Raw genomic sequence first — 14,895 nt, forward strand, 5'->3', positions numbered from 1 at the left:
TGTAACACCTCTCCTGATTGTAGTAATTGAAAACGAAAAATGAAGTTGTTTAGCTCTTCTATTATCACTAGACAACTTCATCAAATGTATACATTTATCGCGCGACAAATTGAATTCGAAACGAAACATGTACGTTGTTCGATATTCATGGAACTATCATAGTTTCAGCATTACAGTTTGTCAACGAAAAATATACAAAGTAAACTAATTTAGTGTTTTTAGTTTACTTCGTTCGAAAATTGTTATACACTAATTTCGAATCCGATATAAGGAGGACTAACACGGTTATTCAAATTTGCAATTTCTAACTTAATAAAATAATGAACTTGTATACGGAAGAAACATTACAGGAGGATTATGATGAAGAAAAAAATGTTAGTTGTATTAACGAGCGTTGAAAAATATCCAAATTTAAATCGAGCTACTGGCCTTTGGCTTGGTGAAGCTGTCCATTTCGTTAAAAAAGTTGAAGAAGCTGGTTACGAAGTAGATTATGTTAGCCCACAAGGTGGTTATACACCGATTGATCCGCATAGTTTAGCAATGGCGGAGAGCATCGATTGGGAATGGTATCAAAAGAAAGAATTTATGAATCGCCTCGGTTCTACAATGAAACCGAGTGAGGTGAATCCAGAAGACTATGCTGTTATTTATTACGCAGGTGGTCACGGTGTGATTTGGGACTTCCCTGAAAATAAAGAACTCCAAATGATTAGCCGTAGCATCTATGAAAATGGCGGAATTGTTTCCTCTGTTTGTCACGGAGCTGCTGGTTTATTTCATATTACATTAAGTAATGGGGAACGTTTAATTAGCGGTAAAAAAGTAACAGGATTCTCAAATGAAGAGGAAAAACTAGCTGAATTAGATCAATTCGTTCCATTTTTAACAGAAGATGAACTTATTAAAAATGGAGGACTTTACGAAAAAGCAGCGCAGCCTTGGGACGCTTTCGCTGTAGAAGATAGTCGTGTTATCACTGGTCAAAACCCAGCTTCAGGTGGTCCAGTAGCTGAATTAGTATTACAACACTTAAAAAAGAACATGTAATAAAAAAAGCAGATTTTCCATTCATATAGGAAAATCTGCTTTTTTACGAAATCATTTGCAAAATAGCCATAACTTCTTTTTCAATTTCCGAATCATCAATTGCTTCTATATACTCCGGTTTAAACAGTTGATACTTCTTTAGTTGATAAAAATCAAGTATCGCTTTCTTTAACGTAATATCGTACTGAATACAAAAAGAATGATCTATAATACGCCTTAACATCACATCATCTTGCACCATAAATAATTGTGCGTTCATCTTATTAAAGTAGCCTTGTTCCATACCAGCTTCAAAAAACATTTGCAAATTATGATTACGATTTTGTTGTGCAGCGACTAACCGATCAGATAAGTGCGGATATGCCTCTTTCAAATCTTGTAAAAAGACATCTGAAATGTATGTCACACATTTTAAAGAGTGAATAAACGTCTTTTGGAAACGTTCTGCAAAAGACATACTTTCATCTTGATTATCCGCATCCCCTTCAAGAAGATAGTTCATAAAATCTTCTACCACAGCTTCAATAATCTCATCTTTTGAAGAAAAACGTTTATATAAAGTAGCTTTACTAATATCCATATACTTCGCAATTTCATCTATTTTCAATTGACTAAAACTCGTTTTTCTAATAACGGGCTTTATTTTATTAATATAAGTATTTGCACACGCAACTTTTCTCATTAAAAGAGCCTCCCCTTTTGTCCATACAAAATAGTATAGCAAATTCACGATTAATTATAAATGAAGTCACTATACTCAATACATCTTTTTAGTTTAAGGGGTCATTTATCCTATAGAAAAAGTGCCCGCTACCTTTATGAGTAACGAGCACTTTTTCTATACTTTATTTACAGCTCTTCTTATAGCTTTCCCTATTTCCATACTAGACTGCGGATTTTGCCCTGTAATTAAACGCCCATCTACTACGACGTGCGGCGTAAAGTTTGGAGCAACATAAAACAAAGCCCCTTCTTCTTTCAATTTATTTTCTAACAAAAACGGCACTCGCTTTTCTAAATGTACAGCTTTTTCCTCATCATTTGTATAACCTGTTATATGCTTACCCGCACTAAAAAACGAGCCGTCCTTATTTTTCACACCGACTAAAGAACTTACTCCGTGACAAACAGCCGCTACAATTCGGTTGTTGTTGTACATATTCACAATTAAGTTTGCAACATATGGATTACCTGGAAAATCTACAATCGCCCCGTGTCCACCACCAAATAAAACCGCATCATAATCCGAAAAATGAACATTTGAGATTGGCTTCGTATTTTGCAATAAAGAAGCGACATGCTTAAATTCACGAGGTATCCCGTTCGGAATAGAAACTCTATCAATCGGCACTCTACCGCCCTGTATCGACACAATATCAACATCGAACTTAGCTTTTTTAAACAAGTTATAAGGAGCTGCGAGCTCTTCCAGCCACAAACCAGTCGGGTGTCCATTCATATCATGAGCGCTTGTTGAAACTAACAATATCCTTTTCAACATATCCCCTCCTTACTACCTATTTATGTATGGAGTGTTCTTATCATTCATATAGCAAGCGAAAAAACGATAACAATAAGCTGACCTTTTGTAAAAAGTGAGCTTATTGTTATCGTTTGAATTCTTTCATACGAAGATGTTCACAACTGTATAGCTTTTATCTCCAACGCCACGCAATTGTTGTATCCTCCATATGAATAGCAGGTATATCAATCCCTAAATACCGCTGAGCATCCTCATCAAAAATAGACCAATTTTCTTCATATAAAAATTCAGGGTCTATGCTTTCAAAATCAAATATACTATCTTCGTCTACCATCTCACGAAAATATTTTTGGAAAGGCTTACTATTCTCGAATAAACGAATTGTTCCATACATCCATGGCATGTCTCCAAAAACATCTTTAATTTCACCTATCTCCATATCCTTAAAATACAACTTCATATTTGCACCTTCTTATCCATGAATGACAAGGACACCTCATCATATGTTAAAATGGTTATTTTTAACACATCTTCTCCCTCACAGTCTGAGATACCTTTTTTAAGTTCAAAATATAAACAGAAAAATAGCCGACTCTCTTATAAAAGTCGGCTTTCTTTTTATAACTCGAGCTCTCCCATACGAAGAAGCTCAACAACTGCTTGTGAACGTCCTTTAACCCCTAGCTTTTGCATTGCGTTTGAAATGCGTAGTGTTTGCAAATTAATTACGAAAAATACACGTTTTTAACAGTTGCTAAATAAAAAAATCTCTCTTTTTGATCATCACTGAATCTCATGTTCAGACCTGGAAACAACTATTATCCAAAATAAAAACGAGATACTCTTTATCCATCAATTGCTAGTCCCTTCTTCATTTTTATCCCCTATATTTTCCCGAGTGTGTTTCCTTGATATCTCCCTTATTTCCTATATCTAATCTTATATTCTTTCCCACGTCCTATACTTTATTGTAATAAAAAATTCTTAAGAATTAAAAGTTAGTTACCAGTAAAAAATTAATTAGATTATGGCGTATAACCTAAAGTATTTTTGAAGGAATTAAAATAAGTTGTCTTATTTCCATACTTGTGTTATTGTTGTTAACACAAAATTAATAAATTGTCATACATATTAAAGGAGAGATCATTATGAAGAGAAAAAAGGTGTATAAAAAAACATGTAAAAGATTAAAAAATTTAAGAAGCACGATGATAAGCAAACTAACGCCTATTAGCATGAGTAATGAAGAAAAATATATATTGGAGAGAATAGAAAGGCTTTCCATTGAGGTTAAACAAAACATGCTTCCAAAATCCAAAAAAAGATATATGATTATGAAATATAGTCGACCGATACTTGAAATATGTACAAATATAATTAATTTAATAGAGGTAGAAGGATATACAAATCATTTAAATAAGGAGTCCGAGGAAAAAGCATTGGAAAATTCTCGTGATTACTTAAGAGGTTTCATTGATTCCAAGGAAAAAAATGATCGAATGAAGTTTCTTAAACGAAACAATGAAGCCTGTAAATATAATAAGCTCAGCCATATGCCTATTAGGTGTAGTGATATATATATCGATTCGAGTGCAATAATTCATGATAATCAAGTTTCATATAAATATCACCCTAAAAAAGAAGATATAAGATATGTCGATAGTATTTTGCTATACCTCATAACATACATTTACCGCAGATTGTGTAGTAAATACGGATTTAGTAATAATCAATATATAAACAAAGTGCATTGGAAAATGCATACAATCCTTCAAGTTGACTATAACTTAACCTTAAAAAAAGGACATAAAAAAATGTATAATGGATTAAAACGAATTGGAGGATAATGAAAGTGGATTCAAGAATTGTTGTACGTTTTTCCGTAGAAGAAAAGGAAGATTTAATGGAAATTTCTTCAGATTTAAATTTAACATTAAGTTCGTATATTAGGGAGAAATTATTAGGGGGAAATTTAGAAAATAATTATTTAGTATTCATAAATAATCGATTAAACCAATATAATGAAGGTCAAGTATTTACTCTTAAAGAACTTTTAGGAAAGCACTGGAATTACATGTCTAAGCATGAAAGGCTACACCTTTTAAATGTTATTATTGAAGAAATCGAAGAAGAAGAAATGGAAATGGATATTTATAAGGTAACCAAAAAAGGTAAGTATAAATTTATTAAATCAAAGGATTCCTACTATATAAATGAATTGATTGAAAAATATATGGAAGCAGATTAAATAAAATTTCCTCATACTAAATTAATTACTTTTATTTGATCCATAAAAAATAAGAAGGGATATATACATCCCCTTCTTATAATGGACTTTCAAAAGTATATGTAATATCCACCATACCATCTTGATGAATCACGATTTTTTGAATAAGCGTTTGAAATACATGATATAAATCATGCTCTCTCTGTCGTAGCTGCTCAAAAGCTTCTTTTATCGTTTTAATATCTGTTTGTACTATATCATTCTGCTGCAGAATAAACAATTCATGATTCGCTTTCGTTATTTCTGCTTCAAGATCGTTCCGTTTTTTTTCAAATTCTTCTTTATTAATGAGTCCTTCTAAATACAGATCTAGTAGTGCTTTTTTCTTTTGTTCGTTCACGTTCATAAGCTGTTGTAACTTTTTTATTTTTTTCTCTTGCCCCTCTTCGATATTACCTTGAAGTTTTAAAGTGACAGACTCCCCTTTTTTTACTAACAAATCAATAATGAACTGACGAAAATCACGATATTGAATGGGTACATGATTTACACAACCATGCTTCCCAGCTCTTCTGTACTGTGAACACTTTAAATATTTCCATTCTGTTCGTTCTCCGTTCTTCTTTTTCGAATATGATTGTACAATCACCATATTTGAACTACAAACTGCACATTTTGCTAAATTACGAAATTCATTCCAAGCCGTAATCTTTGTTTTATTTGTATTAGTATCTTTGGGATTCACTTGATTCCATACCTCTTCATCTATAATTGCTGGGTGATGATTAGGAAAAACAAACCATTTTTCTTTCGGATTTCGAATTTGTTTTTTCTTACCACTAACTTTCACGGAAGTATATTGATTTAAAATAAAAGTGCCTTTATAGATTGGATTTCGAAGAATTCGCTGGACAGAAGTCATTTGCCAATTCTTTTTAGTTTTCGACTTTACACCTAATCGGTTTAATTCATTTGTAATCTTTTTATATCCCCAACCATCGGTATACCAACTATATATCTTTTGAACAATTTCTGCTTCTTCATCATGAATTACTAATTTCTGATTTTCACGATTATATCCAAAAGGAACTTTCCCAATATGCTCTCCACGACGTACTTTTACTGCCAAAGCTGCGGTAATACTTGAAGAAAGAGTTCTGCTGTATTGAGCTGAAAATAAAGACCATAGCTCAAACGCCATATCATTTTTCCCAGCTTTTACTGAATCGTAACCTTCTTCCACAGAGATAATTCGAACATTATGAGCCAAAAGCACTTCACGAATTTCAAGCGAATCCTTCAAATCCCTTGCTAAACGAGAAATAGATTTAAAAACAACCATATCAATTTCTTTTGCTTTTGCTTTTTGCAGTAACAATTGAATAGCAGGACGATTTACAAATAAAGTCCCACTAATTCCCTCATCTTTGAACACACGTTTTTCATCCCATATAAATCCATTTCGTTCTAACCAGTTTCGGCAGATGTCAATTTGGTTTTCGACAGATGAAACCTGTTCATCTCGGTCTGTTGATACACGAACATAAATTGCATAAGACCCCAATCTTTTCACCTTCCCATCTTCGAAGCACCAGACTACCGAATTTCACACTACATACTTTTGTCTTCTTATAAAAGATATGACACCTTAGTGTTTTTTCATTACTAAAAGAAAATATAACCTGTTTCAATATTAGTATATCTTTAACAACACATAAAATTCATTTTGATAAAATTAATTTATAAAAATGAATTATGAATACAAATAAATAAGGAACTAGCATAGGCCCTTTTAAACAACTTCTACTATAAGTGTCCATTAATAAACTTAGAAAAACTTTACATGTCTTGTATCTCTCCCTTACAAACCCTCAATCCCAAACACTTTTCATAAATCCGAATTTCCCGCCAATATATAAACCACCAATATCGACTTGTAAAACCATGCATATACGTTAACTAATAAAAATAAATTATAAACAACTAAGCACAATAAAACTCATTAAATCCACACTAATATAAATGAAATTTAAGGTCATCTGATTCTTCATCAACTTAAAAACTAGGGGTGTGTTACATGATAAGATTGAAATTCAGAGCCTACGATTCTCTTGAAAATAAGATGTATGAGGTTACAGAAATATCCTTTGAGAGAGGACAAATTGGAGTTTTATTTCGGGGACATTTAAAAAACTATTTTGATTTTGATGAGGTTCTTTTATTACAATTCACTGGCTGGGCAGATAAACATAATAACGAAATTTATGAAAAAGACATATTAACGAAAAAAGAGGAGAAATATATTGTTGACTATGATTTTAATTGCAATGGATATATATGTACTAGTACCTCCCACAATAAACCATATCACTTAAACGATCTCATCAAGAGTGGTTATGTCGTTGAAGGTAGTAGTTTACTCACAAAATAATAAAAAACATGAAGAGGACGGCATACTGCGCCGCCCTTTTCGTATTAATGTACGTCTTTCATATAATATTTCGATTCCCTGTTCTTAAAAGCTGGAGTAGTTCCTTCAAGTATGTCAATAAGCTTTTTATTAATTATAGGGCTCTCTATTGAACCAACTTCATAACTAATATTGTTGTTTTTTACCTTATCTATACTTGCATGAATAATCTGCTCTGCATCACAAACTACTGCAAGGTTTGGATTATGAGTTACTATAATAATTTGTCTCCGATTTTTCGCCTCTTTTATGCTTGGTACTAACAATTTATAAACAGTTTGATTGTCTAAATTCTCTTCTGGTTGATCAATAATCAAAGGAATATCATCATTGTCTACTAGTAAATAAAATATTAAAAGCAATGTCCCCTTTTCTCCTGGAGATAAAGTGTTTAATTCCTTTTCGCCCAGCTTCAGCATGTACACAGGGTTTAGATAGGAAAGTGAGAATAAATAATCATAAAATTCTTCCATTGTCGCATGCTTAGTTAATTGTAGTGCAACATTGTAAGTCTCAGGTTCATTTTCATCTTTATTGCATAATTTTGATATCACTGTCGTTATGAAATCCAGTGTAGACTCAGTATTATTAAAGTCATGAGTTTCAACTATTTCTTGTAAAATGTTTCTTCCTTCTTCTTTCCCCTGAAAAGCCCCTTTTACTCCTTGATTAATGTAACTCAGACACTTATCCACAAAATTTTTCAACTGTAGAGACACTTCAAATTTTAGTTGGAAATTCGAATCTGCCAACTCGTGTTTGGAAATAAACTCCTGAACTGGTTTATATAACTCCTCGTAGATACTTTTAATTTTAATAATATTTCCATGTATTTCCTGTACTTTTTCCACCCTTTCAGCTTTAAATTGTTTAAGTTCTACAGCTACTTTTCCGTTTATGGAGTCCCTTCTCTCCTCCAGCCCCTTTAATTCTTTTTGTAAATCATTGCTCTTCACCTGCCACTCTAATAACTCTTTTTGATAAAGCTGATACTTCCTTTGCGGCTCATCTAATTGAACTTGTAACTTACGGATTTCACCTTCAATAGTCTCTTTCGTTTTAAATAAGCTATGATCAGATTGTTGTTGTAACTTAACATCTAATTGTCGTTTTTGTTCGATAAGTTCTCTCTTCAATTTTTCAAGAGCTTCAAGGTTTGTTTGAACAACCATCATTTCTTTAATATTAAGACCTATACCACCTAACTCTTTTTCACAATTTGCTATAAATAGCTGATATTGCTTCTTAAAGTTCTCGATATGCCCTTCCACTCTTTCAATTGAAGATAAATCTCTATTAACCTTCCCTTTAAACCCTTCACTATCGTCTATATTTTTGTAAACATTCTCCAATTCTCCATGTAGTTCTTCCAATTTTTTTTGAATTTGAGGATCAGTCTCTACTTCTACTACTTCAACAGGTTTAAGCCCCTGTTGAACAGCGATTTCCTTCTTTTTATACTCAATTTTCTCTTGAAATTTCTTTTTGTAATCACTAGTAAAAAGCTTTTCAAGATCAAAAATTGCTTTGTTAATGTGTTTAAGCTCTTCTTTTAACAAACTTATATTATCTTTAAAACGACCAGTTCTCAATTCAATTAATTCATCTAATGATTGCTGTTGCAGCCGCTCTGTCTCAATAACATGAGAAAATATTACTTGCTTTAGCTCACTTTCAAATTTATCATTATCTAAATTACAAATCTTTTCAATAAATTGCTGGGGTAAGTATTTTACCTTCTCCGTTTCATGCGCCTGAGGGTCTTCACTTAAAAACTTGGTTTCTTTATTACCACTTTCCCATTCTATTTCTCCTAAAAAGCCATTTGCTAAACTTCCACTTCGAAACTTATTTTTTACAAGAAATGAGAATTCTTTATGGTTTTTTGTATTTCCTAACAGGCCCATAATATCAGCCAAAGCACTTTTTCCGTTTCCTTTGTTTCCAATCACAGCAATTAAATCATGGTTAAGTGGAATAGTAGAATTAAACCAACCATCATGTGCGGATTCTTCTGTTTTTCTCACCGATATGCTTTTAATATATTTAGTTGGATTTTTCTGAACCTTATCCAACTTAGCTGGAATATCACCTATAAACACACGATCTTCAAATTCATTTCTAATTTGCTTCAATCCCTCAAAAGTTGGATCACATTTTAGCCATGTTAAACAGTTACCAAGACGATCTTTTTCAACAGAATCTGAAAAATAATGTGCATCACTACAATCAAGAAGCCTTGAGTTTACCTTCTCTTTGATAAGGCTGCTCTTTGCATTTTCAAAATGTCGAATATCAGGGCTAGCAATAAAAACGAAATCACTTGTATTAATAATTGTTTTTTTGTCCGCTATAGAATGATCATTCCATTTAATATCAGCCCATTCAGTTTTCCCTACGGCTGTTAAATACTTCCCTTTAAAATAATTTCTCGATAATACTTCCTTGACATGTGATAATTCTAAATTTAAATTATTAAACCCTTCAATAAAATCACTTCCATAGTGATTCAGTTGTTCTTGCGGCACAGTTGCTTTTATTTTCCTTCCCAGCTCTTCTAAACTATCTCTTGTAATAACTCCCTGCCAATAGCTTTCGCCACAAGAAGGATCCAACTTATAGTTCGATGTCAGAGCGTGCAAAAATTGATTTTGAATTACATCAGGTGATATTTCATTAGAAAAAATAACATGGTAGTTTACCCTGCTAAGTTTACTTTTTGTCCCCCCAAATTTATTGAGCCTTAGCTCAATCACTGGCAAAATAAGATCAATATTTACCAATCTACCTGACTGTTTATACTCCAACACTTTACGATAACCCTCAATAAATATGTAATCATTTATACCTAAGACCTTTATATCTTCAGGTAAGCCTTCCAATTCACTTATAAATTTCTCCCAAACATCCTCTGCTTCTCCACAACTATAATTGTGAACTACAGAAGCTGGAGTATGTACATGTAAATCCCACTTTCTCCAAACCGAACCTCTTTGATAAGACATATTTAACTTCTCCTCCTTTATATTCCCAATGTAAATTATACTAAATTTGTTTATTCACAGGAATTAATTTAGAAAATTTAAGAATATGTTATCATTTAAAATCCTGTTACAAAATTCCCCATAATAAAATGTCTGTCTTTTAATATAACAAATGTGATGTAAGAAAGTTAAAATAGCAAACAACCTAACATTCTCGTAAGAAGAGTACTTTCATGTCATCAAAATCATGTAACATCTATATTAAAATAAATCCAAATAAGAATATTCCATTTTTTCTTTTTATCACCATATATAAAACGTGCATACTTCAAATACCCCTATCAAACTTTGAAACTATATCTTAATATCTATACACCCAAAGCCGAAACACAAATAGCTTGTTATGCTTGACCAGTTCCCAAAACCGAAAGATCACTTACATAAGTTTCTTTTATTTACAAGCGAAGGACAAGAATCCAGTAATACCATAGGATAAGCACTCTTTTTCTCTAATCATTCGGTTTTGAGTTATGATTGGCATGGGTTACATAACTTTAAACCGAATAGATGAATTACCGATTTTACAGTAACTTCTCTCAAAACCGAAATACCGCTTGTCCTAATTTAGTATTTTCATAGTACAAAAATGCTAATTGTGTAGATTCCACAGGGGATTTTTGGAATAACCGCTGGTATTTAAAACTAAAATCCGTTTTCCTTTGTCATTCCCTCTATATTCGACAACCTATTCGACATTTCTTTTACCTAGAATATTTTACCCCTTAAAAATAAGAAAAAAATTTTAAAATCCCACCATGAAATTTTTCTCCACCGCCCTATTTGGAATAGGCATGAACAGTGGCCCTTTCGCTACTACACACAAAATATATTTTTCTTATTTTTACACAGAGAAAATCTCAAAAAAAAAACTCTTTCTCATTTTTAGAAAGAGTTTTTATGATTCAATTAAAGAATTATTTACGATCATTAACAATTCACCGTCACTTGTAATATATACACATTTAAAAAATTGAAGTAAAAATGCTCTTAATTTTTGCGGGTTCACATTTTCTTGTGCAAATTCACTGAGTAGATTGTGCGAAGGAAGATAATTTTTTTCTTTTATAGTCTGTTCAATACGATTCATTCTCTTCTTCAATTCATCTCGATTATCCTTTATCACATTCAGTTCATGCATCTTATTCGAACGATGGGTCATTAATATCTTCATAAATTCTAATACTTCTTCTTGAATTATTTCTTGTTCATAATGCAATTTTATTTCTCGATTCAATTCCTCAATTTGTTGATTTAATTCTATAGCTTCAGTTTCCAACTTTCGGTTCGCGCTTCTCAAATCACTTAGTTCTTTCTTTAATCTTCTTTCTATAGAAAGTTCAACTTGATCTTTTTTCCCCTGTGTTACTTGTTCTAATACATATGGAAGGTACTTCTTTCGAAATTGTTCATGGACCATCTCTGCTTGCAACTTAAAGTTACAGTTCTTGCAATCATATATACGTCTTATTTTCTCTACTTTTTTATTTTTGGATTTCGTTCCACCTGGTTCTTGATTTTTTGTTGTCATCGATTCTTTACAATGCTCACAATACAAAATGTTTCTTAATAAAAAAGGCGTGCTATAATCTTTCGAGTGAATTTTTCTTTCTTTACGTTCCTCAAATAGCCCTATTATATATTCCCAATACTCTTGAGAAAATATAGGATTCATATTAGGTACTTTCCCTTTAATCCATTCACTTTTATTATTTAACACTCCCTTATGATAACGATTCATTGTTATCATACCAGAGTAAAATGGATTTGTAATAATATACCGTATCCGTTCTTTTGTCCATTTAATTCTTTCATCCCATTTTTTATTTCTTATCTCATCTGCAATTTGCTGAAACCCAAATCCTAATTCAAATAATCGGTATATTTCCTTTACAACTTGTTGTTCCTGCTCTACATCATCAAATTGTTCTACCCGACTCTTTATTCCGCCGTTATTCTCCACTGTTACCTGATACTCATATCCGTATGACGCTTTACCACCTAGCCATGCGCCTCTCTTAGCTTTACTATGAAATGTATCTTTTGTACGCTCTTGAATTAAAGCAGCTTCAATTCTAGTCAATCCATCCTTCACCGTTTGCGGCACGATTTCTCCAACGGTATATAGTTCATGAGAACTACTCACTACTACATGCATATTCATTTCAAACATTTGTTTTCGAAATTTATCATGCTCTTCAATGTGTCTTGCAATACGATCATTTTTATACACAATAATACAGTCAAACTTTTTATCTGCTGCATCACCAATTAATTTTTGTAAATAAGGTCTCTCTTCAAATGGAACCTTTGTAGCAGAAACTCCTGCATCCACATACTCGTTTTTAATTTCACACCCATATTTTTGTAAAAAAACTTCTACAGAATGCTTTTGCATTTCATACCCTTGATCTTTCGTAGAATAACGTGCATAAAAAGCAACTCGTTTCCCTGGTTGTAAAATGTCTTCTAAGCGCATTTCATTATACTGTTTCACTATTTTGATGCACCTCCTGTATCAGCATAAAAGGATGCTTAAACACAATATGGTATTCCCATGAATCCACCTGAATGCAATGGATCATGTCACGATAAAAACGCTTTCGTTCCTCTTTCTCAAGAAACAAAATATCTTTTGGACACTCTAAATGAGTTAACCATTCTTTTGCTTTCTCTTTAAAATTTTTAATTTCATATAATCGCATCCGCAAATGTTGTAACTTTCTTTTTTCAATCTTTAAAATTTCATTTGCTTCTTTTATCTCTCCTATATGTTGATTACTTTGGCATTTCGCACACTCATTTTCCTCATGTTTTCGTTGCACCTTTTGACAATTCAACCACTGATCTATTAATTTACCAACTTTTTTCGTCACACTCTTAATAACCATATCCTGGTTTGCGATAATTTTTTGAATCTTTCGTACATTTTGATATGTACTTCTTTCATATAATTCATTAAAATTTTCATCCAATAGACGATGAAAAAAAGCTTTTGCATGTTTCAATATTTCTTCTTCTATATACCTAGCTTCGACACAAACGTCATGTTCTTTGCACTCATATATGTAGTAATCCTGATAATTTCTCATACGTTTTTTTGCAATAAGTGGCTTTTGACATTCATGACAATGAAGGATATTTTCTAGTAAAAATTGAATTATTTCCTTACCAGTCTCTCGCTTCACAATCATTTTATCTAATTGTTCATTCGCTATATCCCAATCTATTTTTTCAACTACTTTAATGTTTTTGTATGCTTTTTTATATTCTTTACTTCCAAAGTTCATCACTCGCAAACCGTGATAAATAGGGTTTTTTACGATGTTAACAACTTTAGATTGATCCCAATCTTTAGTCTCTTCTATTTTATATTTTTCATTTAAACCGTTACACAATTCTTGTATACTTTTACATTCTTTATTTAGTAATGCGTTATATATTTCTTTCACTACTTCAATTTCATGTGATACTTGTAAAATATTCACTTGTCCATCGGCATTCGGTTCACCTTTTTCATATCCATAGGGTAAATTCCCTGCATACTTTCCGCTCAAAAACTTTGCAATCTTTGTTTCTTGAATGCGCTGCGCAATCAGTGAACCTTCGTTTTCACATATAGAACCGAGAATCGCTTCAATGTATTCACCAATGGGCGAATAATTTATTTGCACCTCACTATCTGATGAAAAATAAACATCAATATCATACTCTTGAAATAGACGATATAACTGCATATGCTCTTGTAACTTACGCGCCAATCTATCTCTTTTATAAACAATAATACTACCCACAACTCCAGCTTCGATTTCTTTCATTAACTTATTCATACCAGGTCGTTGCATCAATGTTTTTTTTCGAGCAGAAACATCTTTATCTACATATTCTTCATCAATTGTTATACGTTTTTTCATGCTATACTCAAAAGCTTTTATTTGTTGCATCTCAATCGAATTTTCTTGAAGATCAGTCGAACTTCTATAATAAGCTATTGTCTTTTTCATTTTCAGCATCACCATCCTTTCTACTTACAATATGCACTTGTCCTTCTACTTTAGAAGAATCTTGCATCAACTTTTCATGTAAACATTCTATATATAAAGCAAACCATTTTTCTGCTGCCTTAGGGTCATGAACATATTGAATCGAACCCAATGTGACATGTCTTACTTCCTTACGCTTTGCCATCTTTTACACACCCTTTATCTAATAAATAAGGAGGAATATCATATGATACAAAACCTCGGACAAACCATTCGAAATTTACGAAAACAAAAAAATATTACTTTAAACGATTTTGCTGAAAAGCTTAATATTTCGGCAGGTTACTTAAGCAATCTAGAAACAGCAAAAACAGATACTATCTCCTTACAATTACTTGTAAAACTAAATGAAGAACTTGATTTATTTCCTTCACTGAATCAAACTTCTTCTCCCTATCATGAATTACATTTCCGCTTGGATCGTATGTGTCAGTTGCTAAAATCACTGCATGATACTGATCCAAAGTTAGCCAATTATTTTATCTCTCATATCGAAGAAGGTTTAGAGTTGTTCAAACAGAAGCAAATCCCTTGATGGTTAATATTGTCAAAAAAACTCAATTTTATTCATATTAATGAAC

The 14,895-nt window shown here is 32.2% G+C and carries 13 protein-coding genes and 1 pseudogene; 5 read left to right on the top strand and 9 right to left on the bottom strand.

Annotated elements, in window-relative coordinates; all coding sequences use genetic code 11:
• Positions 1–360: 360 nt before the first annotated feature.
• A complete protein-coding gene (locus NLJ82_RS21915; RefSeq protein ID WP_000728511.1) occupies positions 361–1,050 on the top strand; it encodes a type 1 glutamine amidotransferase domain-containing protein in 690 nt (229 codons plus the stop codon).
• A gap of 43 nt (positions 1,051–1,093) precedes the next feature.
• On the opposite strand, the gene NLJ82_RS21920 is transcribed toward NLJ82_RS21915, so the two are convergent.
• The 4 genes and pseudogenes from NLJ82_RS21920 to gerE all read right to left on the bottom strand — a co-directional run.
• The gene (locus NLJ82_RS21920; RefSeq protein ID WP_001233027.1) at positions 1,094–1,732 is read right to left on the bottom strand and encodes a TetR/AcrR family transcriptional regulator; all 639 of its coding nucleotides are present in this window, start codon (positions 1,730–1,732) and stop codon (positions 1,094–1,096) included.
• A 156-nt stretch (positions 1,733–1,888) separates the two neighbouring features.
• Positions 1,889–2,551 carry a type 1 glutamine amidotransferase domain-containing protein gene (locus NLJ82_RS21925; RefSeq protein WP_000919613.1) on the bottom strand — a complete coding sequence of 221 codons (663 nt, stop codon included), beginning with the start codon at positions 2,549–2,551 and terminating at the stop codon, positions 1,889–1,891.
• A 154-nt stretch (positions 2,552–2,705) separates the two neighbouring features.
• Positions 2,706–2,993: a hypothetical protein gene (locus tag NLJ82_RS21930; RefSeq protein ID WP_000780754.1), complete on the bottom strand. Its 288-nt coding sequence runs from the start codon at positions 2,991–2,993 to the stop codon at positions 2,706–2,708.
• Positions 2,994–3,151: 158 nt separating this feature from the next.
• A pseudogene (gene gerE, locus NLJ82_RS21935) lies at positions 3,152–3,241 on the bottom strand (spore germination transcription factor GerE); the annotation flags it as partial.
• Positions 3,242–3,681: 440 nt separating this feature from the next.
• Here gerE and NLJ82_RS21940 point away from each other — a divergent pair.
• Together NLJ82_RS21940 and NLJ82_RS21945 are read left to right on the top strand one after the other, a co-directional pair.
• Positions 3,682–4,380, top strand: coding sequence for a hypothetical protein (locus NLJ82_RS21940; protein WP_000823539.1), 699 nt, complete (start codon positions 3,682–3,684; stop codon positions 4,378–4,380).
• Positions 4,381–4,385: 5 nt separating this feature from the next.
• Positions 4,386–4,781, top strand: a complete 396-nt coding sequence (locus tag NLJ82_RS21945) for a DUF1413 domain-containing protein (protein WP_163170609.1) — start codon at positions 4,386–4,388, stop codon at positions 4,779–4,781.
• Between the two features lie 76 nt (positions 4,782–4,857).
• Here the strand turns inward: NLJ82_RS21945 and NLJ82_RS21950 are convergent, their stop codons facing one another.
• Positions 4,858–6,333, bottom strand: coding sequence for a recombinase family protein (locus tag NLJ82_RS21950; RefSeq protein WP_012644631.1), 1,476 nt, complete (start codon positions 6,331–6,333; stop codon positions 4,858–4,860).
• A gap of 504 nt (positions 6,334–6,837) precedes the next feature.
• Here NLJ82_RS21950 and NLJ82_RS21955 point away from each other — a divergent pair.
• Complete coding sequence (locus NLJ82_RS21955) at positions 6,838–7,191, top strand: YopX family protein (protein WP_000620280.1); 354 nt, start codon at positions 6,838–6,840, stop codon at positions 7,189–7,191.
• A gap of 44 nt (positions 7,192–7,235) precedes the next feature.
• Here the strand turns inward: NLJ82_RS21955 and NLJ82_RS21960 are convergent, their stop codons facing one another.
• From NLJ82_RS21960 to NLJ82_RS21975, 4 genes are all read right to left on the bottom strand, one after another.
• Positions 7,236–10,235 carry a TrlF family AAA-like ATPase gene (locus NLJ82_RS21960; protein ID WP_000121932.1) on the bottom strand — a complete coding sequence of 1,000 codons (3,000 nt, stop codon included), beginning with the start codon at positions 10,233–10,235 and terminating at the stop codon, positions 7,236–7,238.
• A gap of 934 nt (positions 10,236–11,169) precedes the next feature.
• Positions 11,170–12,768, bottom strand: coding sequence for a recombinase family protein (locus NLJ82_RS21965; RefSeq protein ID WP_000816327.1), 1,599 nt, complete (start codon positions 12,766–12,768; stop codon positions 11,170–11,172).
• Positions 12,755–14,275: a recombinase family protein gene (locus NLJ82_RS21970; protein WP_000750831.1), complete on the bottom strand. Its 1,521-nt coding sequence runs from the start codon at positions 14,273–14,275 to the stop codon at positions 12,755–12,757. Before NLJ82_RS21970 ends, NLJ82_RS21965 begins: the two co-directional genes overlap by 14 nt.
• Complete coding sequence (locus NLJ82_RS21975) at positions 14,250–14,459, bottom strand: hypothetical protein (protein ID WP_001129132.1); 210 nt, start codon at positions 14,457–14,459, stop codon at positions 14,250–14,252. Before NLJ82_RS21975 ends, NLJ82_RS21970 begins: the two co-directional genes overlap by 26 nt.
• 42 nt (positions 14,460–14,501) lie before the next feature.
• Here NLJ82_RS21975 and NLJ82_RS21980 point away from each other — a divergent pair, with 42 nt between their 5' ends.
• Entirely contained in the window at positions 14,502–14,849 is a 348-nt protein-coding gene (locus NLJ82_RS21980; protein WP_000615667.1) for a helix-turn-helix domain-containing protein, read from the top strand.
• Positions 14,850–14,895 lie beyond the last annotated feature (46 nt).

Origin of the sequence: Bacillus paranthracis (assembly GCF_024296885.1) — a bacterium.
GTDB lineage: Bacteria > Bacillota > Bacilli > Bacillales > Bacillaceae_G > Bacillus_A > Bacillus_A paranthracis.

Coding starts and splice junctions, on each gene's coding strand:
- NLJ82_RS21915 (WP_000728511.1), top strand. CDS start 361: ATGAAGAAAAAAATGTTAGTTGTATTAACGAGCGTTGAAAAATATCCA.
- NLJ82_RS21920 (WP_001233027.1), bottom strand. CDS start 1,732: ATGAGAAAAGTTGCGTGTGCAAATACTTATATTAATAAAATAAAGCCC.
- NLJ82_RS21925 (WP_000919613.1), bottom strand. CDS start 2,551: ATGTTGAAAAGGATATTGTTAGTTTCAACAAGCGCTCATGATATGAAT.
- NLJ82_RS21930 (WP_000780754.1), bottom strand. CDS start 2,993: ATGAAGTTGTATTTTAAGGATATGGAGATAGGTGAAATTAAAGATGTT.
- NLJ82_RS21940 (WP_000823539.1), top strand. CDS start 3,682: ATGAAGAGAAAAAAGGTGTATAAAAAAACATGTAAAAGATTAAAAAAT.
- NLJ82_RS21955 (WP_000620280.1), top strand. CDS start 6,838: ATGATAAGATTGAAATTCAGAGCCTACGATTCTCTTGAAAATAAGATG.
- NLJ82_RS21960 (WP_000121932.1), bottom strand. CDS start 10,235: ATGTCTTATCAAAGAGGTTCGGTTTGGAGAAAGTGGGATTTACATGTA.
- NLJ82_RS21970 (WP_000750831.1), bottom strand. CDS start 14,275: ATGAAAAAGACAATAGCTTATTATAGAAGTTCGACTGATCTTCAAGAA.
- NLJ82_RS21975 (WP_001129132.1), bottom strand. CDS start 14,459: ATGGCAAAGCGTAAGGAAGTAAGACATGTCACATTGGGTTCGATTCAA.
- NLJ82_RS21980 (WP_000615667.1), top strand. CDS start 14,502: ATGATACAAAACCTCGGACAAACCATTCGAAATTTACGAAAACAAAAA.